We start from the raw sequence: 24361 nt of genomic DNA on the forward strand, positions 1-24361 counted from the left end.
CGTGGCCTTCCGCGATCTGATCGACGACATCGACGACGTGGTGTTCGAAACGCTGGGCGATTCTGCCCAGATCGAAGGTCGCGCCGAGCCGGTGCTGGGCATGTTCATGGCGCCATGGAAGGCGCCGCAGTTTGGCAAGACCCAAACCGCCATCCGCGAGCCTCGCTTTGAAATTCGCGTGCGTGATTCTGATGGCCTGAGCAAGGGACTGCGGGTCACCGTCGATGTGCCGGCATTGGATGGCGGCGGCGAATACGACCTGCTGCAGCTGGAGCCCAGCGGCGACGGTCTGGTGGCCTTGATCTTGAGGAAACGCGCATGAGTTTAGGCAGCTACGCCCAGCAGAAACACGACGGTGGCTTGATCAACATCCAGCCACCACTGGCGGATCTAAAGATCTTTCAGAACTTCGCCCGACTTGTGCCAAAAGCTGCGGCGGCGGCACAACGGCGAGCGATCAACAAAACCCTGGGGTGGCTGCGAACGCACATCGCCAGAGCGGTGGGTAAACAAGAGCGCATAGCCATTGGTGCCGTCCGGCAGCGTTTGCGCGCGTATCCCACCAGTGGTGGCGCCATGCGCGGCAAGCTGTGGTTCGGCCTCAATGCGATCGAGGCCAGCCGCATCGGTCGGGCACGTCAGACCGGCAAAGGTGTTTCGGTGGCGGGGCGTCGCTATCAGGGCGCATTTTACAAACAGGTGTACGGCAACAGCGCCGATATCTGGATTCGTACTGCCAGCAAGCACTTCAATAGCGATGACTATCCCGAGGCAACTCAAGGGCGGCGGCGCAGTGGTTTTGTTGAGGAAAGCGATAACCGCTTTCCGCTGGCGAAAGCCAAGGTATCGCTGGAGCAGGCGCGTCCGCACTTCGATGCCTGGATCAAGCGCGCTGATGAGCAGTTGCTGGTGGTCCTCGAGCAAGAGCTGAATTACGAACTGCAGAAGTATCTGAAGGGGAGCGCCAATGTCCGATGAGCCGTTTAGCCTGAGCCAGCTGTACCAGGCTATCGAGCAGCACCTGATGGAGCACTTGTCCGGTATTCAGGCGGTAGTGTTTTGGCCTGATATTCCGGAAAACCAAGGCATCCCACTGCCGTCTGTGTTCCTCGAAATGGCCGAATTCGAGCCGGGCATCGATGTCGGTACCGGCGAGACCAGCCTGGTCTGTAAGTTTGAAGCCCGGATCATTGTTGATCCGATCAAGGCCAATCACCACGAGCAAGCGGTGCACCTGGCGTCGCAGCTGGCGGTGCTGCTCCGACAGCAAAGCTGGGGGCTTGACGTCAACGTTGCCCAGTTTGAGCGTGCCACCCAGGATTGGACCAAGCCTGAGCTGGATGGGTATGTCGTGTGGGTCGTCGAGTGGACTCAGCAGGTCTATTTGGGGGTTGAGGTTTGGCCTTTCCCTGAAGAGAAGCCCAGCATGCTTAGACTGAACCTTGAAGCGTACCCGGACATTGACAGTCCAGGGGGCGCGCCATGAGTTATCAGACGGGCGAGCATGACCGGATGATCGCGGCCATGTTGATGCCGTGTGTGGTGGTCGGGGTAGATTTGATGGCCCCGGCCGTGCGGGTCAAGTCGGGTGAGTGGGTGAGTGCCTGGGTGCGCTGGCACAGCCAGGCGGCAGGGAAGGCTCGACACTGGCGTGCGCCGAGCCTGGGCGAGCAGGGGGTTTTGATCAACCCCAGCGGCCAGGCAGGAATGGGCACGTTTGTACCTGGGCTGTATGGCGGCGCCGGTGCCCCACCGGATAATCGTGATCATGTCGAGGTGTGGCGGTTCGATGATGGCGGCTCACTGGTCTACGACTGGAAGGCCAGGAGCTACACCATCACGTTGCCCACGGGCACGGTGACCATCAAAGTAGGTGCGACCGAGGCGGTTGTTACGGATAACGCGGTGACGGTCACGACGGCCAACGTCAAGTTGATTGCAGACGTTGCCATTGAAGGTTCTTTGTCCGTCACGAAAAACGTAGCGGTCCAGGGCGCCTTGCATGCGGTGAAAGACATCACCAGTGCCGGCAAGATCATCGACGCCGGCGGCAACAGCGCGAATCACAAACACTAGTCGTTCAATTTCACAGACCCGCCGCGTGCGGGCTTTTTTGTGCCCGGGGGAAACCATGGCCAAGACTTTTGAAACACCCGTTGCCGGCGCTGGGTCTGGCTCAACGTTTCGCGACAAGCTCTACACCTCGCGCACCCTGATTCTGCCCGACAGTGGCCGCGCTCTGGCGGTCCTCAAGCAGCGTGTGTCGGTGCCGGGAACTGACGCGGAAGCGCTGGATTACCTCAAATCCAATGAGGAATTCGAGCTGCTGCAGGAGTGACCTAGATGATCGGAATGGACCGCCACACCGGCCAGCCCATTTCGGGCCTTGCGCATTTGCGGCAATGCATCGGGGACATTTTGACCACTCCGCTGGGCAGTCGCCGGCAGCGGCCGGAGTACGGCAGCAAGTTGCGTCGCTACGTGGACTTGCCGGTTAACGAGGGCTGGAAAGGGGCTGTTCAAGCCGAGGCGAGCAGGGCGTTAAGCCGCTGGGAACCCCGTCTGAAGCTGGAGCGCGTGCAGGCCGTTTCTGTCCTGGGCGGCCTGATCAAGATCCAAGTCACCGGTGTTTACCTGGGCGAAAGCGTATTTCTGGAGGTAAGTGTATGAGTATCGTTGACCTGTCGGAGTTACCGGCACCGGACGTGCTTGAGCCCCTGGATTTTGAAGAGGTCTACACGGAATCGCTCGGTGTCTTTCGTGACTTCATGGGCGACAACTGGAGTGCGCCGCTTGAGAGTGATCCTGTGGTCAAGCTGCTGGAGGCCGCTGCTTATGCGCGTATCGGTGATCGCGCTCGGGTAAACGACGCCGCCAAGGCATTGATGCTGGCCCATGCGATTCGTGGCGACCTCGATCAGTTGGGGGCGAACGTCAACACGCCGCGCCTGGTGATTCAAGCAGAAGACCTTCGCGCAGTGCCGCCGGTGGAGCGGATTACGGAAGGCGACGATGCCTACCGCGAGCGGATCCAGCTGGCCTATGAAGGTCTGACCACGGCGGGGCCGCGCAACAGCTACAAACTGCATGCCCGCAATGCGTCTGCCCTGGTGGCGGATGCGTCGGCGGAAAGCCCGTCGCCGGCGTGCGTTACGGTAACGGTGCTGGGGCTGGAGGGGGATGGAGCGGTAGGCCCTGAGTTATTGGCCGTGGTAGCCCGTGCGCTCAATGACGAAAACGTTCGACCCTTGGGCGACCGGGTGACGGTGCAAAGCGCCCAGGTGCTGCCATATCGCATTGACGCGGTGCTGCACATGAAAGGCCCGGGCCCTGAAAGCGCTGTCGCGCTGGCCGAAGCGGAAAGGCGTCTCGCTGCCTGGATCAACCCGCGCAGACGCCTGGGGGTTGAGGTGGCGCGTTCCGCTGTGGATGCGCAACTGCACGTACCAGGGGTTTCGCGCGTCGAGTTGACCGGGTGGAAGGACCTGGCCCCTACAGAGGCGCAGGCGGCGTTCTGCACTGACTACAGCGTCAAGCTGGGGGAGTGACATGAAAAGCCTACTGCCGATCAATAGCACCCAGTTGGAGCGTGCGATTGAGGCGGCGAGCGCGGATCGAACCGTGATCCCGCTGCGCTCTCTCTATAACCCTACGACGTGCCCCGTTCATTTGCTCCCCCACCTTGCGTGGGCCTGGTCTGTCGATCGCTGGGACGACCGCTGGACGGAGGCGGCCAAGCGAAACGCCATACGGGCATCGTTTTACATCCACTCTCGCAAAGGAACCATTGGCGCACTGCGCCGCGTGGTGGAGCCGCTTGGCTACCTGCTGGAGGTGATCGAGTGGTGGCAGACGGTGCCCGAAGGCCCGCCGGCGACCTTCGCCCTAAGGGTCGGCGTACTAGACACGGGTATCACCGAAGAAATGTTTAGCGAGCTTGAGCGCCTGATTGACGACGCCAAGCCCGTGAGCCGGCATATGACCGGGCTCGACATTACGCTTGAAACGCGCTTGGACGTCTATACCGGCTTCGCTGTTTATGACGGCGACGAGATCGACGTTTACCCCTGGACTAACCCCGATATCGACGTAGTGATTCAGGGCTATACGGGCGTTAGCGAATACACCCTAGACGAACTGGATGTGTACCCACATGGTTGATAAGAACTCTATTTTCGGCGGCATGATCACCACGCTGGGGGCCGCCAAGAAAACCAACTGCGATGCCCTCGGCGTTCCGTGGGAGCCGCGCTACATGTTGATCGGTGACGCGAACGGCGCCGATCCCGTGCCCAGCCCGACGCAAACCAAGCTGATCAATCAGGTCTACCGGGCGCAGCTCAATCAGCTGCGGGTTTCACCCACTGACGCCAATGTTCTGATTGCTGAGGTAGTGTTACCGCCTGACGTGGGCGGCTGGCATATTCGCGAGTTGGCCCTGGAAGACAAGGACGGCGTGTTTAGTGCGGTCGCCAATGTGCCGCCGAGCTACAAGCCGCTACTCGCCCAAGGCTCGGGGCGTAACCAGGTGGTGCGGATGCACATCATCACCAGCGGCACCTCGAACATTCAGTTGAAAATCGACCCCTCGGTAGTCCTGGCAACGCGGCAGTATGTCGATGAAGCGGTTAACGGGCTTCTGCCGACGAACAAGCCAGCTGGCACCTACACAAAGGTCACGGTCAATGATCGTGGCGTGTTCGTGTCGGGTTCGAACCCGACCACACTGGCGGGTTATGGGATCACGGACACATACACCAAGGATCAAATCACCGCGATGATCGCCCAGGCTTCGGCGCTTCCGGTCGGCTCGATGATCGGGTTTCCCGTGAACAAGGTCGCCCCGGGCTTTCTGGAGCTGGACGGCAGCGTTAAGAGTGCAGCGGCTTATCCTGACCTGGCCACGTTCCTGGGCGGTGTGTTCAACAAGGGGGATGAGGGCGCCGGTAACTTCCGCCTGCCAGAGTCGCGAGGTGAGTTCCTTCGGGGCTGGGACCATGGTCGCGGGGTGGATGCCGGGCGCGCAATTGGCTCCATGCAGCTCGATAGCCTGCAAGGCTTCCGCATGGAGTCGATGCGGGGTAAGGCCAGCACATCCTGGGGTAACGATGATGGCGGCGCTGGTGATCCAGCGTGGGGCCCGCCGATGGGCTCAGTCACTCCGAGCACAAGACCCCGTAACTTAACGGGCGCTTTCGTAAGTGATGGCGTGAACGGCGTGCCTCGTATTGGCTCGGAGACCCGCTCGCGTAGCTTGGCCGTAATGTGGTGCATCAAGGCGTGGAACGCACCGATTAATCAGGGAAACATTGATATTGCCGCGCTCGCTGCGTTGGCAGCGCAGGCGACCGAAAATAACCAGGGCACCGCGAAGGTGGCCACGCAATCCCAGGTTGATTTGGGCGTTGACGATGCAACGATTGTCACCCCGAAAAAGCTCCGTGCGGGCTTCCGTGTTTCGCTGGGGGTCAATGGGTACATCTGTTTCCCGAGCTGGATGGGCGGTTTGGTCTGGCAGTGGGGGAACAAGGCGTTTACGTCTGGCGCGTCGTCGCCTTTCGCCATGCCTTTCCCGGTTGAGGCGCTTATTGCGTGGGCGGTCCCCAACTCAATCGTGGGTGGTAGCCCAAGCACTGTTGCTGCCAACGTCCAGTCTTTGACCACCAACGCAATGATTCTTAGCTGGACTGCCGGCGGGACTTATAACTTTTTCTGGTTTGCATTGGGGCGCTGATATGTCTGGAATGTTTGGGGTTTTTGATGGTGACGGCCTATTTCAGCGGCTGCTTATTTCTGGGGTTCACTCGATCCCGCCGAGCGCCGTCAAACTTAACGATGCTGTGGCAAACGGGATTCTTCAGGGGCCTGATTTGATTTGGCGAATTGACGAAAAGGGCAAAGTTTCATCGGCAGCACCTGAGCCTCTGCCAGTTACTCGCGAGCAGGTCGAAGCGCTGAGGCTACGCGCTTACGCTGATCCTCTGACCGGATCTGATCGTTACTTCGCTGAGGCACAGCGTATGCAGGTGATGGGGGAAGATGGATGGGAGGGGGTGCGCGCTGCTGGCGTCGCTCGTTTCGAGGCTATTCAATACCTCTATCCCTGGGCGCCGCCTGATCCTGATATGGTTGAGCCGCAATAACGCCCCGCACTGACGGGGCGTTTTCTTTTCCGTTACACGTAACACGAACATCCCACAGCCTCGCTTATGCGGGGCTTTTTCGTTTCTGGAGATTGCCCTATGAGTTTCTTTCACGGTGTGACCGTCACCAACGTGGACACCGGCGCCCGTACTATCTCGCTGCCGTCGTCCTCGATTATCGGTCTGTGCGACACCTTCACCCCTGGGCCGAAGGTGACAGCCAAGCCTAACCAGGTACTGCTGATTACTCGCGAAAGCGAAGCGGTGGCGGCCTGGGGCGAAGACGCGGCGATCACCAAATCCATCAAGGCGATCTACATGCGTGCCAAGGCGGTGATCGTGGCGTGCGGCGTCGAGAAGCTGGCGACCCCAGCCTTGCAGACCTCGGCCATCATCGGCGGTGTTCTGGCGGACGGCCAACGCACCGGCATGCAGGCGCTGTTGGACGGAAAGAGCCGTTTCAATGCTCAGCCACGTTTGTTGATTGCCCCAGGCCATAGCGCGACCCAAGCCGTGGCCACGTCGCTCGATGCACTCGCTGGCAAGTTGCGTGGTATCACCATCGTCGACGGCCCAAATACTACCGATGAGGCGGCCATTGCCTACGCTGAAAACTTCGGCAGTAAGCGCGTTTTTCTGGTCGATCCGGGTGTCCAGACCTGGGACACCGTCCTAAGCGAAACCGTTGATGCGCCGGCCTCGGCCTGGGTGGCGGGTCTGTTTGCCTGGACCGATAACGAATACGGCTTCTGGGCCTCGCCGTCGAACAAGGAGTTTGTCGGCATCACCGGTACCACGCGCCCGATTGAGTTTTTGGACGGTGACGCAACGTGTCGGGCCAATCTGCTCAACAACGCAAACATCACCACGATCATCCGCGACGATGGATACCGCCTGTGGGGCAACCGCACCTGTTCCAGCGATCCAAAGTGGGCCTTCGTGACGCGTGTGCGCACCCAGGACATCGTCATGGACGCGATCCTTTACGGGCACAAGTGGGCGGTTGACCGCTCGATCACCAAGACCTACGTCAGCGATGTGACCGAAGGCCTGGAGAACTTCATGCGCGACCTGAAAAAGCAGGGCGCGGTGATCAACTTCGAAGTGTTCCCGGACGACGAGCTGAACACTGCCAGTCAGCTGGAGCAGGGCAAAGTCTACTGGCGCATCCGTTTCACGGACGTGCCGCCGGCTGAGAACCCCACTTTCCTCGTTGAAGTCACGAATCAGTGGATCACCGAAGTCATCGAAACCAAAGCCTAAGGAGGCTTCGCAATGTCCATGATTCCCCAAACGCTGTTCATGATGAACATGTTTGTCGACGGTATGAGCTTCGCCGGTGACGTGCCCACTTTGAGCTTGCCCAAGCTGAAGATCAAAACCGGCGAGTACCAGGGCGGTGGCATGGATGCCCCCATCGATATGGACCAGGGCATGGAAAAGCTCGAGGCGTCTTTCAGCACCAAGGGCGTGCGCCGTGAGTCGATGAAGTTTTTCGGCCTGGCGGATCAGACGGCGTTCAACGCCGTATTCCGTGGCTCCTTCAAGGGACAGAAGGGGGCCACCACGGCGGTGGTTGCTACCATTCGCGGCATGGTCTCGGAGTTGGACCCGGGCGAGTGGAAGCCAGGCGGCGACGCTGAATTCAAGTACGCCGTCAGCGTCAGTTACTACAAGCTGGAAGTTGCTGGCGTGCGTATGTTTGAAATCGATCCTGTTAACGCGGTTCGCGTTATCAACGGCGTTGACCAACTGGCAGCTGTTCGCCGCGACCTCGGCCTTTAAGGAAAATACCCATGCCTCAAGACATCAACAAAATCCCGGAATGGCTGACGATCACCGCTGACTCGGCAACCATCAAACTGTCCAAAGTCGTCAAGGTCAATCAGATCCAAACTGATCAGCTGACCATGCGTTCCCCAACCGTTCGCGAGGTTCGTGCCGCGACCAAAGCCGCCCCGGACGATGAGGAGCAAAGCGAAATGATCCTGTTCGCTAGCCTGACGGATGCAGGCCAAAACGATCTGGGGGAACTGAGCGTGCGTGATTACAAGCGCCTGCAGGCCGCCTATTTTCGCCTGGTGCGCGAAGACCGGGTTTAACGAAGAAATACAGAGGAAGCTGGCTCAGCGGCTGGCCCGGGAAATGTCTTTCTCGGCCAGCGAGATCGAGTCTATGTCTTTCTCAACGATGATCTGGTGGCTCAAGGAGTGAGCCGCCTGGACCTTTTCGGAGTGACCCATGGCGAACAACCTGGCGCTTGGCGTCGTCATCGGCGGTGCTATCAGTTCGACCGTCGGCGCTGCCTTCAAGGATGTTGAAGGGCGCATCAAGAAACTCAGTGACCAGGGCACCAAGGCCCGGGTACTTCAAAGCACCATTGGCGACACCATCCGCCTGCGTGATGAGTGGAAAAAAGCCCATGACACCGGCTCTGCCTCTGCAGATGGCCTGCTGAAAAAGTTGGAGACCAACCTCAGAACCCTCAAAGATCAGGGCGTCGAGGTCGGAAAGTTGCGTAACGAGTACCAGAAGCTGGGCCAAGTAGCCCGTGGGGCTGAGCTTAAGGCGCTCGGTCACACTCAAATCAAGCAGGGTAAGGACGGGCTAAAAAGTTCGCTCGGTCAGGCCACGGCGCTGTCAGCGGCGGTCGCTATTCCCACCAAGATATCCGGCGACTACCAGGCGCAGATGCGTCAGATGTCGCTGTGGGCGCACACAGCCGGCACCGATAACGAAGGCAAGATGACTGCGATGGTCTCGACCATTGCGGACGACAAGGGCATGAGCCGTCAACTGCTCGCCAAGGCGGTGGGTGGCCTGATCGAAAAGGGTGTTGATTGGCAGGAAGCCAGTGCCTATGCCGGCCAGATTGCCGATCTGATCGATGGGCAGGGCATGGAAGCCGAAACCATTGCCACCTTGATCAACTCGTTCAAGGAGGCCGGGGTTAAGAAAGAGGACATGGCCGGCATGCTGGGCCAGGTCGCTGCAGCGGGGGACATCGGCGCCTTCGGTCCCAAGGACATGGCTCGGTATCTGCCGTCCATGCTCGGTAACATCAAGCGCCTGGGCATGGAAGGCCCGGAGGCGGTGCGCTTTCTGGGGGCCAGTTTGCAGTCGCAATACTCGCAAACTCAGGATGCTGCGGCCGCTGCAACCAACATGAACAATCTGTTGAACGCGGTGATCAGCAGTACCAGCCAGGAGCGCTTTGCCAAGGAAGGTTATGACCTGGCCGCCTCGATCCTGGCTGCGACGAAAAGCGGCAAAGCTGCCAACCCGGTTGACGCCTTCATCATGCTCAGTCAGGAAATGATCAAACGTCAGGATCCGGCGAAGGCCAAGAAAATCGAGGCCCTCAAGGCCAAAATCAAGGCGGCGGCGGACGGCAGCGCCGAGGAACAGCAGGCAATGGTGGCCCTGACTGAAGCCGCGGGCCTGGCCAACATCGTCAGCGATCAGAGCGCCAGTGCGGGTTTGCTCGCGCAGATCAAATACGGCGACAAGATCAAGGCCGACATGGTCACGATCGAGAAAACCGACGGCAAGACCAAGATCGAGACGGACGCCGCCAAGGCCCGCGAAACGTCCAACCGCAGATGGGCAGAGGCCACTGCGGGCATGGAAGCCTCCATGATCAGCCTCGGAGATGGTTTGCGGCCTTTGACCGATAAGGTCGCCGATGGCCTGGGGAAGGTTGGCTATGCGCTGGCCGACCTAGCCAATAAGTATCAACCGGTGACGGCGGTGATTGCTGCGGTTGCTGCAGGCGCAGTCACGTTGGGCGCCGCGCTGAGTGCGCTCAAGATCGGCAAGGGCCTGCTGAACGTCGGCCGTGGTTCGCTGATGGGCAATTCGAACATCCCGCAAAAGGTAATCGTCACCAATCTGCCTGCAGGTGGTTTGGGCGGTCTGGATGGTGGTGTAGATGGCAGCGGCAAAGGTAGGAGGGGTGGCAAGGCGGGTGGTCGCGGTTTGGGCTTACCCAAAGGCGCCAAGCTGCCTGCGGCCCTGGCTGTCATTGAGGCTGGTTACAAGGTCAAAGATACCTACGACAACGCCACGACCCGTGATGAAAAGGCCGAAGGCTATGGCGAAGCGGCAGGGGGCTTGGCAGGCACACTGGCCGGCGCTGCGGCCGGTGCGGCGATTGGCTCAGCGGTACCGATAATCGGCACGGTTGTCGGTGGGTTGCTGGGTGCCTACCTGGGCAGCCTGGGTGGCGACGCTCTGGGCGGATATTTGGGTAAGTCCTTTTTCGGCGGCGACGATGGGCTGAAGAAAATGCCCGATGCCGGTCCGCTGATGATGGTCAATGCCGGCAAAGACATCCCGCCTGTGCTCGGCGATATGGCGACGTCTTTCGCGCCTAAAGGTGATGGCTCTCTGTTGATGCCTGGAGCCGTCAAGGTGCCAGGGCCGGTGGGGGGCGATGTGGTGCGCTCGTTGGCTTCGCCGCCGGCATCGAGCACACCCGCTGCGGTTTCGCTGATGGCGGTACCGTCAAAACCGCCGGCGCCGAAGATCGAGCAGAAGGTTGATATCAGCGCGCCTATCCAGGTGACCGTGCAGGGGGATGTGAAGGATCCGGCGCAGCTCGCCCGTGAATTGCAGCCTTACATCGCACAGCAACAGCGCGAAATCACTCAGCAGCTGGAAAGCCGCAAGCTCTACGACGACGCGCATCTTTGACCTGGGGGATTTATGGGCTACATGGAGCAACTGCAATCAAGCGTTAAGTCCCTTGCGGCGGCAGGTGAGACTGGTCGCCGTAGCCTGGATGGGATGATCGCGCCGGTAGACGGGGCGATCAGTGAACTCAGCGGCGCGGCCTCGGAGTTGGAAGGCATTCCGTTTGTGGGGCCGGCCGTTGGCGAAAAGCTTCAGCGCGTTATGCGTGGGGTGACTGCGGCCCAGGCGAAGGTTGGCCAGGTGGTCTCGGTGTACAGCGCAGCCACTCGGGCGGCGTCTCAGATTGATGAGCGCTTGGGTGCGCTGAGCGAGCAGGCCGGGCGAGCTGCGACGGCGATCAACAACATCGCCGGCAAGGTCAGCCCTTCGCTTTCGGGCATTGTTCCGACTGGGGCCTTTGCTGCGGATGCCACACCGGCGCCGGAGGCCGTGAAGCCTTTTCCACACCTGATGATCATGCAGCCGCGTGATCCGAAACAACAGCCGTACTTCTTCAACCTGGACACGGCGGCCTTCGATGAATTGCGGCGCTCGACAGCTTTCCGCTGGGCCTCTCAGGAGCGCCTGACGCGTCGACCAGCCCAGCAAGTTATCGGTATGGGTGACGAAAAGCTAACGTTGAAGGGCGCCATCTTCCCGGGCTTCAAGGGCGGCATCAAGCAACTGGACACCCTGCGAACCCTGGGGGGCAAGTTGCAGCCCATGACGCTGACCACCGGCTACGGCGACGTGTTGGGCACCTGGTGCATGACCAGTGTCGAGGAAGAACAAAGCGCGCTGCTGGGCGGCGGCATCCCACGTAAGCAAGGCTTTACCCTGGAGTTTGTACGCTATGGCGACGACATGCAGAACGTCTGACGGGGATCTGTTGGACACCATCTGTCACAACTACTACGGCCATCTGAGCGGCACGGTGGAGGCAGTGCTCGATGCCAATCAAGGGCTGGCCGATGAGGTTCAGCCGTACCGAGCGGGTGTGGTGATTGTCCTGCCGGACATGCCGGCACCCACCGAAGGACTTGTGATGCTTTGGGATTAGCCAGGCCTGGCTGTCCTTTCCTTCCGTTACGCGTAACGGCCGCCAACATTCCCCCGCGTTGGCGGGGTAACTGGGTGAACCATGACCCCTCGCTTTCGCGTCGTTGCAGACGGTAAGGACATTACTGTGCTGATCAATGACCGCCTGTTACTGCTGAAAACCACTGACAAACCTGGCATGGAGTCGGACGACTTCGAGCTGCGCATCGATGACCGCGACAGCGCCGTGGCGCTGCCCAAGCGCGGCGCCGGCATTGAGATCTACCTGGGCTATGCCGAAACGTCCATGGTGCGGCTGGGCCGCTACATGGTAGATGAGGTCGAGATATCCGGCCCGCCTAACACCATCGTCGTGCGCGGCAAGGCCGGCGACATGCGCGGTACCGGAAAGACGGTGCGCAGCGGTAGCTGGGAAGATGTGCCACTGTCCAAGATCGTAGCCGACGTGGCTGCCCGCAACGGCTGGACGCCGGTGTGCAACGTCTCCACAAATGTGCCCCGGGCTGACCAGCTCAGCGAGTCTGATTTCAACTTCATCACCCGCATTGCCAAGCAGCACGACTGCACGGCTAAGGTGGCCGATGGGAAGTTGATTGTCATGACCCGCGACGGCGGCACCAGTGCGAGCGGCAAGGCCTTGGGCGCCGTCACCATCACGCCCGCCGATGTCAGTCGGTGGCAGTTCCGCTTAGGCGATCGCAACACGCACAAGGCGGTAGCCACCAGGCATCAGGACAAGAAAAGCGGTGAGCTGACGCTGATCAGCCTGGACAACACGGATGCGCCCGACGGGCTGCCTGCGGTGCACACAGACCGTCATATCTACCCCAACAAAACCGCAGCGGAACAGGCGGCCAAAGCCCGGCTGACTGCCTTCAATCGGTCCTCGGCGGGGGTGCGCCTCGAGATGCCTGGTCGTACCGACCTGTTTGCCGAGCGGTCGGTGAACGCCACTGGCTTCAAAGCCGGCATCGATGGTGAATACCTGGTCGACTCGGTCGAGCAGGTATTCACCCAGGCGGGCTGGTCTACCACGGTTGAGTGCAATGGCGGCAAGAAGGGCAAGGCCAAAGCCAAAAGCAAGAAGACGAAGAAATCCAAGGAAGTGAAGGTTCTAGAGCTGTAACTAATTGATCTGCTCCACCACCCGCCGCCATCGAGCGGCCTTTTTTTGCCTGGGAAAAAGCGATGTCCATTACCGAGCAACAACTACTACGCATCATGCCCAACGCCCGCCGCCAAGCGGGCGTTTTTGTTTCCGCGCTGAACGCAGCCATGACCAACCGCAAGATCGACACGCCGAAACGCCAGGCGGCATTCCTGGCCCAGGTCGGCCATGAGTCCGGCCAACTGCAGTACGTGCGTGAATTGGGGAGCGATCAATACCTCAGCAAGTACGACACCGGTCCGCTGGCCGCAAAGCTTGGGAACACGCCTGCAACTGACGGTGACGGTCAACGCTATCGCGGACGCGGGCTGATCCAGATCACCGGTCACGATAACTACTTGCGCTGCAGCCTGGCCCTGTTTGGTGATGAACGTTTGCTGCGCACGCCTGAGCTGCTCGAGCTGCCGCAATGGGCTGCTGAGTCGGCAGCGTGGTTCTGGTCGGTGAACGGGCTGAACGCACTCGCCGATCAAAATCAGTTCACCACCATCACCCGTCGGATCAACGGCGGGCTCAACGGCCTGGAAGATCGGCTGCAGCTGTGGGGCAGGGCGAGGGCGGTGTTATGCGTCTCTTCGACCTGATCCCCGCGCCATACCGGTTCGCTGCAGTCGGTTTGTTGTTGGTGTTATTGGCGGCCGGATCTGCAGCTTTGGCCTGGACCATTCAAGGCTGGCGCTACGGTCTTCAACTGGAGCGCCAAGCCAGGCTCCAGGCCGACACGCTCAAAGAAATATCCCAAGCCTCTGCCTCCCTGCAGCGTACCGAGCAGGACAAGCGTTTCGCGCTGGAACAACGTCTGCAGAACAAAGATGAAACCCACCACAGGGAATTGACCGATGAGCAAACGAAGCAAGCTCGTCTGCGTGATCGCTTGGCTACTGCTGATCTGCGGTTGTCAGTCGTACTCGCCGCCACCGACGCCAACAGCATCTGTTCAGTGCCAACCACTACCACCACCGGCCGCGTGGTTCATGGCCCCACAAGAGCCCAACTTGACCCAGCGCATGCTCAACGAATTATCGGAATCACCGACCAGGGTGATCAAGGACTTATCGCCTTGAGGGCATGTCAATCCTACGTCAGCGAGCTGCGTTCAAATTAACGTGCGCTCAACTCAATATTGTTGACGAGTGGCCTTTTGCCATGCTCTAATGGGCGCGTCAATGGGGTGGTGGAATTGGTAGACACGCCGTTTTACCAAATCGGTGCCGCAAGGCGTACGGGTTCGAGTCCCGTCCCCCCCACTTATTACTAAAGCCTTCGTTAATCGAAGGTTTTTTTTCGTCTCGATTAAAGCTAATTCCCGAATTGAGCTACGTCGACTGAGAGCTCCGCAGGATAGTCCTGACACCGCTCGGCCCAGATACATCTACTCAATCAAAAGAGCGTCCATGGCAGCTGCGTCAACATCTGCCATGGACGCTGTTCCCGCAGAACGTCCCTGCAAGTCCAGCCAAGGCTCCTGCTTCGTGCACAAAGCGGAGCGAGCCTAGCACTGTTTATTCATACAGCAAAGGTCTTGCTTCTATGTCTACACCCATCGTCCCTTGGATGGGCGGCAAACGCCGCCTGGCCGACCGCCTTATCCCGCTCTTCCCACCCCACGAATGCTACGTCGAAGTTTTTGCCGGCGGCGCCGCGCTTTATTTCATGCGTCCCCAGGCCGCTCCGGTTGAAGTCCTCAACGACATCAATGGCGACCTGGTGACGCTGTACCGCGTCGTGCAGAACCACCTAGAAGAATTCGTGCGCCAGTTCAAATGGGCGCTCAGTTCCCGCCAGGTGTTCGAATGGCAGAAGATGACCCGCCCTGAAACCCTCACCGATATCCAGCGTGCCGCGCGGTTCTTCTATCTGCAGCACCATGCTTTTGCCGGCAAGGTGACGGGTCAGACGTTTGGTACCGCGACTACTGGCCCGGCCATCAATCTGCTGAGGATCGAGGAGAACCTGTCTGCTGCGTGGCAGCGGTTGTCCGGCACCTACGTTGAGAACCTTCCTTGGTTGGACTGTGCTGAGCGCTACGACCGTGCACACACCTTTCACTACATGGATCCGCCTTACTGGCAGACCGCCGGCTATGGTGTCGACTTCCCGTTTGAAAACTACGAACGGATGGCCGACTTCATGCGGCGCTGCAAGGGCAAGGTGATGGTCAGTATCAACGACCATCCCGATATCCGACGCGTGTTTAATGGCTTTCACTTCGAGACCCTGGACATTCGCTACACCACGGCCAACCAAAGACAGGGTAGGGCTGAAGTGAGCGGGGAGCTGGTTATCTTGAACTGGGAACCGGCTGCTTTGGGAGGGCTGTTCTGAGTGTCCCTGGCATTTTCCGTGAACACGAAATACGCTGAGGGGTCGGGAGAAATTCCGGCCTTTCGCACTTTCAGGTATGTTAGGATTGATGCTAAATTAGCACTTAGAGTGAAGTATGCCCAAGGCGATTGTTATCGAAGATGAACAGCTTGAACACGCTGTGAGAGTCGCCAAAGTGAGCAGCCAAGAGAACGGTGGTCGCGATGCGGCGCTGCTGCTTACATGCTTTGGTACCGGCATGACCGTGACGGAAATTTGCCGCCTGCGCGTGAGCGATTACCTCACAGAATCAGGCGCTGTTCTGATCGACTCTCAGGTGCGTGCAGAGATTGCCTACAACCATCGTTCTAGGCCGTTGTGCTGGACCAGCAAGAAGTTGACCAATGCCATAGACGCGCACCTTGCCGAACGCCTTGCACGCGGTCATGGGGTTTCAACTAGGGTTATGGCTTTTCGTGGCCTTGATCCTGAGTCGCCGTTGTTCGTGTCCGGGCGTACGGGCGAAGGGTTGAAGATCAGCGCTCAGCGGCGTGACGGCAAGACGTACTACAGCGCGAACCAACTAAGCCGACTCTATACGCGGTTGTTCGGTCTTGCAGGGATCGAGGGGGCCAGCGCGCAGTCAGGTCGTCGGACGCTTGCGGTCAAGCTCAAGAGTCGGGGCATCGACTTGCGGCACATCAGCGAAATACTGGGGATTGAGAGTCTTGAGGCCGTGAAGAAGCTGTGCGCAGGCGCCCCGGCGCGGCTTGGTGACATCGTGAGGAGAATTATTTGATGAGCCCTGCGGCGGAATTCAAAACCTCTAATGGGGGATCGCGATTGATGACCAAGAATCATCAAGCGAGGGGCTGCGCCGGCGGAATTTTTGAATCACAAGGAAGCGCATCATGAGTTTAGAGTTTTTGGAAAATCGCTTTGATGAGGTTAGCTATTTGCAAAATCTCTTGATCGCTCATGCAACCGGGAAGCCAGCCGATTCGGGTGAATATCAACAGCTTCGCCATAAGTTGCTCGGCGATAGCGAGATAAGTAGCAGACTTCCGTCTTGGTTAAGACTTCACAGAGATCTTGAATCGTTCTGGGGCTTCATTCAGCCAAAATTCGCTTCTTATGCCGAACGCAGGACCTATCTTTCGCAACAGTTTACCCCTCTCCTGGATGCGCTTGAGCAGGGTCAAGCTTTGACGTCGTCCGAAGCTTCCAACCCGGTCATGGCTCCTTCGATAGAACCGCTTTCATCGTGGCCTCACACGACTCCTCAGAACAAAATTGTTGAGAGAAATAAACGAAACGTTTTCATCGTTCACGGCAGGGACAACGAGGCGAAGCAGGAAGTAAGTCGGTTTGTTGAAAGCTTGGGATTGATGGCGATCATTCTGCACGAACAAGCCAGTGCAGGGATGACAATCATAGAAAAGATAGAGCGCTATGCAGGTGATGCTGACTTCGCGCTCGTTTTGTATACACCCTGCGATTTGGGTCGAGGCTCTCACGAAAGTAATGTACGACCGAACAATCGGGCTCGGCAAAATGTGGTCTTTGAGCACGGCTATTTAATGGCCAAGCTCGGGAGACAGAATGTGTGTGCGTTGGTAAAGGGACATATTGAGACGCCTAATGATATCAGTGGTGTGGTCTATGTCTCTTTAGACCCGGCAGGGGGGTGGAAAGGGGAGGTAGTAAAGGAGCTTCGCGAATGCGGTTACATAGTCCCTTCCTGGTAGCGTGCCCCCCAGGAATTATCGCTGCGCCCACAAGCCCGCCAGTCGGGGCTAAGCCAGTTGAAGGGCGCCTATTTCGCGTCCGCTAAATCGAAGGAATGAAACATGCCTACCCACGAATCGTTCAGAGGCGAATGGATCGCCGCAGGCTACAAATCAGATATGGGTAGTGCGGTAGCCTGCCATCCACCAAGCGATCACTCGATGATCCGCTTGTACTACCTTACTAGCGTTGAGCACGCTCTCAGCAACATAGAAAAACGGCGTGTCAAAGTTTCTCGTTTTTCTGACCTGAATGATCCCTTTGAGCTTCTCGGCGCGAATTTCAAAGAGCATAAAATGCGCAAGGTCGTCAGGAACTGGAAAGAAGAAAGCCATTCTGCAATGGGCCTACTGTGCTTCGCTGGCGATTGGTCGGAACCTGTAATGTGGAGCCACTACGGCAAGAAGCACACAGGCATTTGTCTGGGATTCAACGTTTGCCGCAGCCTGGTTCAGCAGGTCAGTTACCAGGACGAACGAATCCTCGCCGCGCTAGGCCCCACAACAATCCCAGACGAACTGAGCGAGGAACTGCAACAGCAGTTGCTGTGCACAAAATCAGGAGGATGGCGGTATGAGGAAGAACACCGTCGTTTCGTAAATTTGAAAGATGCCTCAACCGATGGGTCGCTTCATTTCTGGCCAATTAGTGGCGATGTTCAACTGGCAGAGGTGATCCTCGGACCGTTGTGCAAGGAGCCTATTGAATCGGTCAGACAAAGCGTTAAATCCCATTTCCCAAACGCCGTTGTATTCAAGGCAAGGCTGGCATTTCAGTCATTCAAGATCGTGCCAGACGCCCGCACAGTATTCTAGGAAAACGACATGCGAAAAGTAATTCAGATTCAGGCGCTCCGCTTCGCAGGATTCGAAGGTGAGGACTCCGAGCCATCGCAGGAAACCGAGCTTGTTGCTCTTTGTGATGACGGGACGATTTGGTCCAAATGCGGGGTTTTGAACGGCTCCGATTGGGTTCGCGTTGACGACATTCCTCAAACCGACGAATAGCACGGAAATCGGTTACAGCGTGACCTATTGGTAGCAACTACGAAAGTCGCATCAAAATTTAAACGCGTGAGGGGCGTGGCTCCCTCACATTCGGCCACTATTGGTCTGGCATGCCTTCTACTTTTAACCTTTACCGAGAACTCTTATGAAAATGGATTTTGCCCCCGCTTTAAGCGCGCTTGTGCTAACTGCACTGACCAGCACAGCAAATGCGGCCACCCTCACCGAAAGCCTAATGCAGTGCACCTCTTCATTTTTCAACGCACTGTATGAGCATCGTGCGGAGTTGGGCAAGGTGGTCAAAGTTGAACGGGATGCCAACGCTCTCGCCTGGATTATCGTGCCGGATCGCGCCGATCGCGCCAAGGCTACCATTACCTTTTCCAAACCGGTGATCGAAAACGGCTTGCACCTTACGGGGTTCTACGACCATTACTTCGATCTGGGTGAGGAGGGCACTTACTACTTCTGGGGATTTGAGATCGAAGAATCGCGCGAAAAAATAATGGCCGCGACACCTCAGGCTGGCTGGCGAAAGGCCGGTGACTTTTATATTTCCAACCCGCAAATCAAATTGACTGCTACGGGCTCTTGGCAGCCGAACCCAGCGGCTGCCTTGGGTATCGCTCCTGCTCCTGGCAGCGCCGAGAAGGTGGTGATGCTCGGTGATGAAGACGGCAAGTCGCTGCTGATGTGTTCCATTCAGGGGGGCGTCGACGACGCGCTGCTCCGCCAGGAACGGCCCGATCTGGCACGGAGGGGAGCACAATGAAGTTGCTGTTGGCACTGGCAAGCGTGGTTGCGTTGAGTGGTTGTGCACATCAGCCGCAGGTTCCGGCCAAACCACCGGAAATGTTCAAACTGGTCGAAACGGCTGATGTGATCACCTACTTTTCGGCCAAGTCACTCACCCTGTACGACAACAACCCGCATTTGCGTCAGTTCTACCTGATCAATAACTACAAACAGCCCTTGTTCATTGAGTCGCTCAAACACACCATAAGTAGTTCCCGGGCGACAAGGGTGATCAACTGCGAGCGCGATGAAGTCACCGACATTGAGCGTGTCTACTTTTCCGAGCCCTTTGCATTGGGCGTCGAGGTGACAAAAAAACCTGAAAAAGCTCAATGGCGAGCGTTCCCCCGGCAGTCGGTGATTGGAGATTTGCGCGAGATGGCCTGTGGGGTAGATGGCGGGCTACTGGGCACAGCGAGCGCGAAGTAGGCCCGTAGATCGAGAGTTATTTGGTTTGAAGGGAAGAAGCTAATACCTCTGAAAGTTGCACCAGGTAAGACCTGGCAACCATTGGTATAGGAGATGATCATGGACTTAGTAGCTCGCAGAGCCATCGAGAAACACATCACCATCGCAGCGGCCGAAGGCGTGGTCGCAGCGGGTTGCAGTGTTTCCGTTGTTGAAGTTGAAAAGGTATTTCGAACCGATAGTACAGACCCACTCGCGATTGATGCTGCTTTGCATGCATCGGGGGAGCCAGGTTTTCAAGTTAAGCGGGTCATCGACGGAGTTGTGCAAGAGGGTTGGGTCGATTTTGTCGGAGACAAGGGCATTGAAATCACCGCAAACACGAACCTGAAACTACATGGTGAATTGCAGGCGGCCAACGCATTAGCCATACAGTTGGACGTCCAGCGCGTATAGGAAGGAAAACGCGGTACCGCCCAAGCCCAGCCCATGCTGGGCTGGGGCCGTAAAAGGGACGCACGTTGTGTACCCCAATTCAAGGAGAGAAATGTGAAGTACAGCATCGACTATCAGCAACTGCACGCAGGTCATCAGCGCCCTTCGGATGACGGAGATGTCGTCGGCGTAGAGTTTGAAAGTGAATCGGGTTTCGCTCTCATACCCAACGTTGGGGATTTCGTGCATGTCCCTGCCATGGAGGGGCATGTCAGCGTGAAAGGTGTCGTTAAGACGCGTCTCTTCAGCTACACCCGCGTTGGAGAACAACTTTTCTGCGGCATCAATATCGTTGTTGAAGAACGTGACGACATAAACTGGGGTGTTCTGATCAAGGAGTGATTCGGCACGCCTTGCTTAGGGGGCCTGACGAGAGCCGATTCAGCGAGTCGGCTACCGACAGTCACAGTCACAATGGAAAACCCCGCTCAAGCCCAGCATCTGCTTGGCAGTGGCAGTAGAACCAACCCCCTCCGTATCTGCAAAGGAACCCCGTCGATGAGCAACGCCCCGACTTCGCCAAACAGCTTCGAGCATTCCCGTCTGACCGACCTGATCGCCATGCATCAGGCCATTGCAGCGCTGGGCCAGGTCACCGACCTGGCGGCCGGGCAGGCGCAGCAGGCGGCCTTGTATGCCCGCTTAGAGGCGCTGCACCCGACGCTGATCAGCGTCGAGGAGCGCGGTGCGTTCAATCTGCTGATTGGCTCCATGGCTGTCGTGCGCGCCGAGACCCTGGGCGCCAGATCCACATCCCCACATATGTGAAAGCCAGTAACGGAAAGTCCGTTGCATCCACAAGCCCGCAGGTGTGGGCTAAGCTCATAAAGAGGGACGCTTTTCGCACAGCAAACGCCATTACGAATGGAGCAAAAAAATGAGCAGAACACCTAATGATGACCGTAGTGACAGCATGAACCCGAACAACGATGCTTATGACTCAAGCATGGATAATCACTCCAACCAACTCAATCCAAACAACGACGCTTATCAAAGAAACAATGATGATGACGAGCTGGATCAAGGTGATTGTTTTGAACATGGAGAGTGACACAGTTTAATTTGAACGGGTGGCTCGCGAACGAGCCTTTTGCACGTCGGGAATGATGCCTTTGCGCGAATTCGCGCTGTCAGCATCGTCGGCCAGGCCTCCTCTCACATCTTCCTCAAAGACACGCAGTAGTCACGGAAACGTTGAACCGTAAGACAAAAATTTAAGGCCGTTAGAGGCGCTGCGTAGGTTCTGGAGATATTTCGATGAATTTTTTAAAAGTAATATTGGCTGTCACTTTTTTTACCGCTGGGCCCTCATGGGCTGGAGATTTGACTGGGCCTCAAAATAATGCGGTCAGATCAGCGAAGCAGTATCTCAGCATGACGGGCTTCTCACGGAATGGGCTTATTCATCAGCTTTCATCTGATGCTGGAGAGGGTTTCGACGTTTCTGACGCTACGAAAGCAGTGGACAGCATGAACATTGATTGGAACCAGCAGGCGGTTAGGTCGGCGAAGCAGTATCTCAATATGATGGGCTTCTCGTGCAAAGGCCTCATTAAGCAACTTTCCTCAAGTGCTGGAGAAAAATACACGGTGGAACAAGCAACCTACGGGGCAAAACATGCAGATGGTTGCTAAAAACGGCGTGGTTCAAACAATAGTTACATTGGAATTATCGAATTTGCCTACAACTATCGTTCTAGGCGGTTGGGATGAAATAGCAAGAAGTTGACCAATACCATGCACCAAGCATGGTTTGCCCGCGCGGATTTGGGGCGTACCGCTGCGGACAACGTGAACCAGTAGGAAAAGTCGCCCGCTACACCCCAAGCCTCGGTCCTCAAAAGCCGGGGCCGAGGACGTAAAGGCACCGGGAAGGCCGGTAAGCCAAGAAGGAAATGAAAGAATGAAAGTCCCTTGCATCAGCAGCTTTTTGGCGGCCACTCTCCTCGCCAGCGTCTCACTGGCTGCCCAGGCAGACCAAACCCCGACCCTGTGGAAAGTGCAGGTAATGGCTAAAACCCCTGCTGGTCCTCACGAGTTTGTGTTGACCGTTCCAGACGGTGATTGCGTCAGCGCCGATGTTAAAGATGCGAGCGGGACCAAGGCCGCGCTGAAGGTCTGCATGGGTAACACGCCCGCGCCGCATACCCTTTATGGTTGGCTGATTACTGATCCTCAGGAAGCTGCAAAGAACGGCGATGCCAAATTCGAAAAGGGAGAGGCCTTCTCGGTGGGCACTGCGGGCCGATCTGTTGAAGCCGAAAGCTCGCTGTATACAGTGTCGTTTTCTAAGTCATAAGCAGACTAGCTGAGGCGCGGCTTGCAGTGAAGCCTGCGCCTTCTATCGTCCGGACCTAGGAAAAAGCATGGAAGCAACCGATGAGGTTTACCAGATCCTGAGCGACGCTAAGGTCCTTGCTCGGCGGTATTATCACCTCACAGGCAAGCCGCTGGGTGTCACGGGTGAGGTTGCGGAGTATGAGGCTGCTCGAATCCTCAATCTTAAATTGGAGTTAGCTAGGCAAGCGGGGTATGACGCGACGGAAACAAGAGACGGGTCGACTCGCAAGATCCAAATCAAGGGTCGGTATTTCTCCAATCCTCGAATGCGAGGAGCTCGGGTTGGTTCGATCGATTTAAAGCAGTCCTTTGATACGGTTCTTTTAGTGCTGCTCGATGCTGATTACAACGCATTCCAAATATATGAAGCGGCTAGGCCGGCTGTTGAGGCACTACTGACTAGATCTGGATCTAAAGCTAGGAACGAGCGTGGGTCAGTCGCTATCAGCCAATTCAAAGCAATCAGTAAGCTGCGCTGGGAGCGAGTGCCGGTAGCGGCTATGAACCACAAACCCCTTTCGGCGCTGCTGTCATGCCCATCTGATGACCTGATGATCGATTATCACGAGCCAGCGAACAAGCTCGAAAACGGCAAGCTAACTGATCGTGGTGTTGAGGTCTGCTATCGGCTGTTTGATGCTGGTAAAAGTAGGAATGCCGTTGGTGCGGAGATGGCGATTAGCTTCGGCGCGGCAACCCATCGTTTTGAAGCTTGGAAAAAGGTTGGTGGCGTTGATCGCAAGAAGCAGCCCCTTGACTGAGCAATCGAGGATGTGTGATTTGGTATGCCTGAACTATGTGAATGCTTAGAAATTGCTACAAGAGAAACGCTTGTCCTTCTGCTCAAGCAGAGCAGAGGGTACAGACGCCCTACGTCTAATCCATCATCGGATCGAGGGATAGGCTGAACCCTAGCGGTATCCATGGGGCAAAAATGGGGCAAACCGTACGCCAATCTATGCCATCCAATGCCAATTGTGCATTTATGCAATCAGATGCGGGCGGGCGGTAGGGCCAGCAACCACGGGCGTATCCATCAAAACTGCCCCCATACCCCTACACAATCGGCGTGTGGGAGGACAGATCGGAGCTGTTTTTACTCATTAGGTTATAGGCAAATTCGTTGAAAGTGATGGGGCAAAGGTGGGGCGCTCGGCCCAGCTGATTTTGCAATGGGCGCAAGATTAACACGCGAGGTCGGGGGTTCGCAGTCCACATCAAGATAGGTAGGTCGGCCTGGTAAATGCATGATTTATGCATAAAAATGCAAATTAGCATTTGCCAGCCCCAAAAACTCCCGTCACTATGCCCGTTATGCAAAAACGCAACGTTTCTATAGTCTTACGCGAGCTGCTGGACCGCGACCGGATCTCCCCCACGGAGCTTCACCGGCGTACCGGCGTGCCTCAATCCACGTTGTCCCGGATCCTCAGCGGCAAGATCGTTGATCCGTCGGACAAGCACATCTCGCGCATCGCCGGGTACTTCCGCGTGAGCACCGACCAACTGCGCGGCCGCGCGGCGGTGGGGGCTTTGCACGATGACGGGCGCGACCCGATGCATTCGGAACTCAAGGACATAAGCCTGTGGGACGACGACACGCCCGTTAATGATGACGAGGTGTCGATCCCTTTTCTGCGCGAGGTTGAATTGGCTGCTGGATCAGGAAGATTCGTCATCGAGGAAAGCGAGAAGGCCAGCCTGCGATTTGGCAAGCGCAGCCTGCGGCATAACGGTGTGCAGTTCGACCAGGCCAAGTGTGTGACGGTGCGCGGCAACAGTATGTTGCCGGTGTTGCGTGATGGCGCGACGGTTGGGGTGAATGCGGGCAAGAGTGGCATTGGTGATATCGTCGATGGCGACCTGTACGCCATCAATCACAATGGCCAACTGCGCGTGAAACAGCTCTATCGCCTGCCTTCCGGGATTCGCCTACGCAGTTTCAACCGTGATGAGCATCCGGATGAGGACTACAGCTTTCAGGACATCCAGGATGAGCAGATCAGCATCCTCGGTCATGTGTTCTGGTGGGGTATGTACGCCCGATAACCTCCTCACGTAAGACGAAGCCCGCCAATGCGCGGGTTTTTTTTCGCCCGTAGAAAATCCCCAAACCCTCGGTGTGCAAGGCTGAAAATGCATTAATGCATTTTAATGGTAAAAATAAATGCATTTGTGCA

33 protein-coding genes and 1 tRNA gene are annotated in these 24361 nt (G+C 57.3%); all 34 read left to right on the plus strand.

The features are described 5' to 3' along the window. Nucleotide 1 precedes the first annotated feature (1 nt). Nucleotides 2-322, plus strand: coding sequence for a head-tail joining protein (locus AACY08_RS10490; RefSeq protein ID WP_339469353.1), 321 nt, complete (start codon nucleotides 2-4; stop codon nucleotides 320-322). Continuing rightward, nucleotides 319-978 (plus strand): hypothetical protein, encoded by a 660-nt coding sequence (locus AACY08_RS10495; RefSeq protein WP_339469355.1) that lies wholly within the window; start codon nucleotides 319-321, stop codon nucleotides 976-978. The genes AACY08_RS10490 and AACY08_RS10495 overlap by 4 nt, the downstream gene beginning before the upstream one ends. Beyond that, entirely contained in the window at nucleotides 968-1486 is a 519-nt protein-coding gene (locus AACY08_RS10500; RefSeq protein WP_339469356.1) for a hypothetical protein, read from the plus strand. Before AACY08_RS10495 ends, AACY08_RS10500 begins: the two co-directional genes overlap by 11 nt. Beyond that, nucleotides 1483-2076, plus strand: coding sequence for a phage baseplate assembly protein V (locus AACY08_RS10505; RefSeq protein ID WP_122748453.1), 594 nt, complete (start codon nucleotides 1483-1485; stop codon nucleotides 2074-2076). Before AACY08_RS10500 ends, AACY08_RS10505 begins: the two co-directional genes overlap by 4 nt. A 55-nt stretch (nucleotides 2077-2131) precedes the next feature. Beyond that, the gene (locus AACY08_RS10510; RefSeq protein ID WP_339469359.1) at nucleotides 2132-2338 is read left to right on the plus strand and encodes a hypothetical protein; all 207 of its coding nucleotides are present in this window, start codon (nucleotides 2132-2134) and stop codon (nucleotides 2336-2338) included. Between the two features lie 5 nt (nucleotides 2339-2343). Then, a complete protein-coding gene (locus tag AACY08_RS10515; RefSeq protein ID WP_339469360.1) occupies nucleotides 2344-2670 on the plus strand; it encodes a GPW/gp25 family protein in 327 nt (108 codons plus the stop codon). Further along, complete coding sequence (locus AACY08_RS10520; protein ID WP_339469361.1) at nucleotides 2667-3548, plus strand: baseplate assembly protein; 882 nt, start codon at nucleotides 2667-2669, stop codon at nucleotides 3546-3548. The genes AACY08_RS10515 and AACY08_RS10520 overlap by 4 nt, the downstream gene beginning before the upstream one ends. 1 nt (nucleotide 3549) lies before the next feature. Continuing rightward, a complete protein-coding gene (locus AACY08_RS10525) occupies nucleotides 3550-4161 on the plus strand; it encodes a phage tail protein I (RefSeq protein ID WP_339469363.1) in 612 nt (203 codons plus the stop codon). Further along, complete coding sequence (locus AACY08_RS10530) at nucleotides 4154-5734, plus strand: phage tail protein (RefSeq protein WP_339469365.1); 1581 nt, start codon at nucleotides 4154-4156, stop codon at nucleotides 5732-5734. The genes AACY08_RS10525 and AACY08_RS10530 overlap by 8 nt, the downstream gene beginning before the upstream one ends. A 1-nt stretch (nucleotide 5735) precedes the next feature. Then, complete coding sequence (locus tag AACY08_RS10535) at nucleotides 5736-6143, plus strand: hypothetical protein (protein WP_339469366.1); 408 nt, start codon at nucleotides 5736-5738, stop codon at nucleotides 6141-6143. 99 nt (nucleotides 6144-6242) lie between these two features. Continuing rightward, complete coding sequence (locus tag AACY08_RS10540) at nucleotides 6243-7406, plus strand: phage tail sheath family protein (protein WP_339469368.1); 1164 nt, start codon at nucleotides 6243-6245, stop codon at nucleotides 7404-7406. An 18-nt stretch (nucleotides 7407-7424) separates the two neighbouring features. Further along, complete coding sequence (locus tag AACY08_RS10545) at nucleotides 7425-7928, plus strand: phage major tail tube protein (RefSeq protein WP_339469590.1); 504 nt, start codon at nucleotides 7425-7427, stop codon at nucleotides 7926-7928. 11 nt (nucleotides 7929-7939) lie between these two features. Then, the gene (locus AACY08_RS10550) at nucleotides 7940-8245 is read left to right on the plus strand and encodes a phage tail assembly protein (RefSeq protein ID WP_339469370.1); all 306 of its coding nucleotides are present in this window, start codon (nucleotides 7940-7942) and stop codon (nucleotides 8243-8245) included. Nucleotides 8246-8384: 139 nt separating this feature from the next. After that, nucleotides 8385-10838, plus strand: a complete 2454-nt coding sequence (locus AACY08_RS10555; protein ID WP_339469372.1) for a phage tail tape measure protein — start codon at nucleotides 8385-8387, stop codon at nucleotides 10836-10838. A gap of 12 nt (nucleotides 10839-10850) precedes the next feature. Continuing rightward, the gene (locus AACY08_RS10560; RefSeq protein ID WP_339469374.1) at nucleotides 10851-11696 is read left to right on the plus strand and encodes a phage tail protein; all 846 of its coding nucleotides are present in this window, start codon (nucleotides 10851-10853) and stop codon (nucleotides 11694-11696) included. Further along, nucleotides 11671-11877, plus strand: coding sequence for a tail protein X (locus tag AACY08_RS10565; protein WP_339469375.1), 207 nt, complete (start codon nucleotides 11671-11673; stop codon nucleotides 11875-11877). The genes AACY08_RS10560 and AACY08_RS10565 overlap by 26 nt, the downstream gene beginning before the upstream one ends. An 81-nt stretch (nucleotides 11878-11958) precedes the next feature. After that, nucleotides 11959-13002, plus strand: a complete 1044-nt coding sequence (locus AACY08_RS10570; RefSeq protein ID WP_339469376.1) for a phage late control D family protein — start codon at nucleotides 11959-11961, stop codon at nucleotides 13000-13002. 62 nt (nucleotides 13003-13064) lie between these two features. Then, the gene (locus AACY08_RS10575) at nucleotides 13065-13628 is read left to right on the plus strand and encodes a glycoside hydrolase family 19 protein (protein ID WP_339469377.1); all 564 of its coding nucleotides are present in this window, start codon (nucleotides 13065-13067) and stop codon (nucleotides 13626-13628) included. Then, the gene (locus tag AACY08_RS10580; RefSeq protein WP_339469378.1) at nucleotides 13610-14149 is read left to right on the plus strand and encodes a lysis system i-spanin subunit Rz; all 540 of its coding nucleotides are present in this window, start codon (nucleotides 13610-13612) and stop codon (nucleotides 14147-14149) included. The genes AACY08_RS10575 and AACY08_RS10580 overlap by 19 nt, the downstream gene beginning before the upstream one ends. 63 nt (nucleotides 14150-14212) lie before the next feature. Beyond that, nucleotides 14213-14291, plus strand: a tRNA-Gly gene (locus tag AACY08_RS10585). Between the two features lie 283 nt (nucleotides 14292-14574). After that, nucleotides 14575-15369 carry a DNA adenine methylase gene (locus AACY08_RS10590; RefSeq protein WP_339469380.1) on the plus strand — a complete coding sequence of 265 codons (795 nt, stop codon included), beginning with the start codon at nucleotides 14575-14577 and terminating at the stop codon, nucleotides 15367-15369. Between the two features lie 115 nt (nucleotides 15370-15484). Then, the gene (locus AACY08_RS10595) at nucleotides 15485-16147 is read left to right on the plus strand and encodes a site-specific integrase (RefSeq protein WP_339469381.1); all 663 of its coding nucleotides are present in this window, start codon (nucleotides 15485-15487) and stop codon (nucleotides 16145-16147) included. Between the two features lie 112 nt (nucleotides 16148-16259). Further along, complete coding sequence (locus AACY08_RS10600; RefSeq protein WP_339469382.1) at nucleotides 16260-17096, plus strand: nucleotide-binding protein; 837 nt, start codon at nucleotides 16260-16262, stop codon at nucleotides 17094-17096. 102 nt (nucleotides 17097-17198) lie between these two features. Then, complete coding sequence (locus tag AACY08_RS10605; protein ID WP_339469383.1) at nucleotides 17199-17951, plus strand: DUF2971 domain-containing protein; 753 nt, start codon at nucleotides 17199-17201, stop codon at nucleotides 17949-17951. Nucleotides 17952-18288: 337 nt separating this feature from the next. Then, complete coding sequence (locus tag AACY08_RS10610; RefSeq protein ID WP_339469385.1) at nucleotides 18289-18915, plus strand: hypothetical protein; 627 nt, start codon at nucleotides 18289-18291, stop codon at nucleotides 18913-18915. Then, nucleotides 18912-19367: a surface-adhesin E family protein gene (locus AACY08_RS10615; protein WP_339469386.1), complete on the plus strand. Its 456-nt coding sequence runs from the start codon at nucleotides 18912-18914 to the stop codon at nucleotides 19365-19367. The genes AACY08_RS10610 and AACY08_RS10615 overlap by 4 nt, the downstream gene beginning before the upstream one ends. 99 nt (nucleotides 19368-19466) lie before the next feature. Then, entirely contained in the window at nucleotides 19467-19802 is a 336-nt protein-coding gene (locus tag AACY08_RS10620) for a hypothetical protein (protein WP_339469387.1), read from the plus strand. Between the two features lie 93 nt (nucleotides 19803-19895). Next, nucleotides 19896-20183 (plus strand): hypothetical protein, encoded by a 288-nt coding sequence (locus AACY08_RS10625; protein ID WP_047229944.1) that lies wholly within the window; start codon nucleotides 19896-19898, stop codon nucleotides 20181-20183. A 156-nt stretch (nucleotides 20184-20339) separates the two neighbouring features. After that, nucleotides 20340-20609, plus strand: a complete 270-nt coding sequence (locus AACY08_RS10630) for a hypothetical protein (RefSeq protein ID WP_339469388.1) — start codon at nucleotides 20340-20342, stop codon at nucleotides 20607-20609. 109 nt (nucleotides 20610-20718) lie between these two features. After that, nucleotides 20719-20892, plus strand: coding sequence for a hypothetical protein (locus AACY08_RS10635; protein WP_162844267.1), 174 nt, complete (start codon nucleotides 20719-20721; stop codon nucleotides 20890-20892). Nucleotides 20893-21098: 206 nt separating this feature from the next. Beyond that, entirely contained in the window at nucleotides 21099-21476 is a 378-nt protein-coding gene (locus AACY08_RS10640) for an Ltp family lipoprotein (protein ID WP_339469390.1), read from the plus strand. Nucleotides 21477-21744: 268 nt separating this feature from the next. After that, complete coding sequence (locus AACY08_RS10645) at nucleotides 21745-22140, plus strand: hypothetical protein (RefSeq protein ID WP_339469391.1); 396 nt, start codon at nucleotides 21745-21747, stop codon at nucleotides 22138-22140. 67 nt (nucleotides 22141-22207) lie between these two features. Next, nucleotides 22208-22942: a DUF6998 domain-containing protein gene (locus AACY08_RS10650; RefSeq protein ID WP_339469392.1), complete on the plus strand. Its 735-nt coding sequence runs from the start codon at nucleotides 22208-22210 to the stop codon at nucleotides 22940-22942. Between the two features lie 544 nt (nucleotides 22943-23486). Continuing rightward, entirely contained in the window at nucleotides 23487-24230 is a 744-nt protein-coding gene (locus tag AACY08_RS10655) for a LexA family transcriptional regulator (protein WP_339469394.1), read from the plus strand. Nucleotides 24231-24361 lie beyond the last annotated feature (131 nt).

Origin of the sequence: Pseudomonas sp. EL_65y_Pfl1_R83 (assembly GCF_963970695.1) — a bacterium.
Classification (GTDB): Bacteria; Pseudomonadota; Gammaproteobacteria; order Pseudomonadales; family Pseudomonadaceae; genus Aquipseudomonas; species Aquipseudomonas tritici.

Excerpts from the sequence above, each read along its gene's own strand:
- AACY08_RS10495 (WP_339469355.1), top strand. The coding sequence starts at position 319 with ATGAGTTTAGGCAGCTACGCCCAGCAGAAACACGACGGTGGCTTGATC.
- AACY08_RS10500 (WP_339469356.1), top strand. The coding sequence starts at position 968 with ATGTCCGATGAGCCGTTTAGCCTGAGCCAGCTGTACCAGGCTATCGAG.
- AACY08_RS10505 (WP_122748453.1), top strand. The coding sequence starts at position 1,483 with ATGAGTTATCAGACGGGCGAGCATGACCGGATGATCGCGGCCATGTTG.
- AACY08_RS10510 (WP_339469359.1), top strand. The coding sequence starts at position 2,132 with ATGGCCAAGACTTTTGAAACACCCGTTGCCGGCGCTGGGTCTGGCTCA.
- AACY08_RS10515 (WP_339469360.1), top strand. The coding sequence starts at position 2,344 with ATGATCGGAATGGACCGCCACACCGGCCAGCCCATTTCGGGCCTTGCG.
- AACY08_RS10520 (WP_339469361.1), top strand. The coding sequence starts at position 2,667 with ATGAGTATCGTTGACCTGTCGGAGTTACCGGCACCGGACGTGCTTGAG.
- AACY08_RS10525 (WP_339469363.1), top strand. The coding sequence starts at position 3,550 with ATGAAAAGCCTACTGCCGATCAATAGCACCCAGTTGGAGCGTGCGATT.
- AACY08_RS10530 (WP_339469365.1), top strand. The coding sequence starts at position 4,154 with ATGGTTGATAAGAACTCTATTTTCGGCGGCATGATCACCACGCTGGGG.
- AACY08_RS10535 (WP_339469366.1), top strand. The coding sequence starts at position 5,736 with ATGTCTGGAATGTTTGGGGTTTTTGATGGTGACGGCCTATTTCAGCGG.
- AACY08_RS10540 (WP_339469368.1), top strand. The coding sequence starts at position 6,243 with ATGAGTTTCTTTCACGGTGTGACCGTCACCAACGTGGACACCGGCGCC.
- AACY08_RS10545 (WP_339469590.1), top strand. The coding sequence starts at position 7,425 with ATGATTCCCCAAACGCTGTTCATGATGAACATGTTTGTCGACGGTATG.
- AACY08_RS10550 (WP_339469370.1), top strand. The coding sequence starts at position 7,940 with ATGCCTCAAGACATCAACAAAATCCCGGAATGGCTGACGATCACCGCT.
- AACY08_RS10555 (WP_339469372.1), top strand. The coding sequence starts at position 8,385 with ATGGCGAACAACCTGGCGCTTGGCGTCGTCATCGGCGGTGCTATCAGT.
- AACY08_RS10560 (WP_339469374.1), top strand. The coding sequence starts at position 10,851 with ATGGGCTACATGGAGCAACTGCAATCAAGCGTTAAGTCCCTTGCGGCG.
- AACY08_RS10565 (WP_339469375.1), top strand. The coding sequence starts at position 11,671 with ATGGCGACGACATGCAGAACGTCTGACGGGGATCTGTTGGACACCATC.
- AACY08_RS10570 (WP_339469376.1), top strand. The coding sequence starts at position 11,959 with ATGACCCCTCGCTTTCGCGTCGTTGCAGACGGTAAGGACATTACTGTG.
- AACY08_RS10575 (WP_339469377.1), top strand. The coding sequence starts at position 13,065 with ATGTCCATTACCGAGCAACAACTACTACGCATCATGCCCAACGCCCGC.
- AACY08_RS10580 (WP_339469378.1), top strand. The coding sequence starts at position 13,610 with ATGCGTCTCTTCGACCTGATCCCCGCGCCATACCGGTTCGCTGCAGTC.
- AACY08_RS10590 (WP_339469380.1), top strand. The coding sequence starts at position 14,575 with ATGTCTACACCCATCGTCCCTTGGATGGGCGGCAAACGCCGCCTGGCC.
- AACY08_RS10595 (WP_339469381.1), top strand. The coding sequence starts at position 15,485 with ATGCCCAAGGCGATTGTTATCGAAGATGAACAGCTTGAACACGCTGTG.
- AACY08_RS10600 (WP_339469382.1), top strand. The coding sequence starts at position 16,260 with ATGAGTTTAGAGTTTTTGGAAAATCGCTTTGATGAGGTTAGCTATTTG.
- AACY08_RS10605 (WP_339469383.1), top strand. The coding sequence starts at position 17,199 with ATGCCTACCCACGAATCGTTCAGAGGCGAATGGATCGCCGCAGGCTAC.
- AACY08_RS10610 (WP_339469385.1), top strand. The coding sequence starts at position 18,289 with ATGAAAATGGATTTTGCCCCCGCTTTAAGCGCGCTTGTGCTAACTGCA.
- AACY08_RS10615 (WP_339469386.1), top strand. The coding sequence starts at position 18,912 with ATGAAGTTGCTGTTGGCACTGGCAAGCGTGGTTGCGTTGAGTGGTTGT.
- AACY08_RS10620 (WP_339469387.1), top strand. The coding sequence starts at position 19,467 with ATGGACTTAGTAGCTCGCAGAGCCATCGAGAAACACATCACCATCGCA.
- AACY08_RS10630 (WP_339469388.1), top strand. The coding sequence starts at position 20,340 with ATGAGCAACGCCCCGACTTCGCCAAACAGCTTCGAGCATTCCCGTCTG.
- AACY08_RS10635 (WP_162844267.1), top strand. The coding sequence starts at position 20,719 with ATGAGCAGAACACCTAATGATGACCGTAGTGACAGCATGAACCCGAAC.
- AACY08_RS10640 (WP_339469390.1), top strand. The coding sequence starts at position 21,099 with ATGAATTTTTTAAAAGTAATATTGGCTGTCACTTTTTTTACCGCTGGG.
- AACY08_RS10645 (WP_339469391.1), top strand. The coding sequence starts at position 21,745 with ATGAAAGTCCCTTGCATCAGCAGCTTTTTGGCGGCCACTCTCCTCGCC.
- AACY08_RS10650 (WP_339469392.1), top strand. The coding sequence starts at position 22,208 with ATGGAAGCAACCGATGAGGTTTACCAGATCCTGAGCGACGCTAAGGTC.
- AACY08_RS10655 (WP_339469394.1), top strand. The coding sequence starts at position 23,487 with ATGCCCGTTATGCAAAAACGCAACGTTTCTATAGTCTTACGCGAGCTG.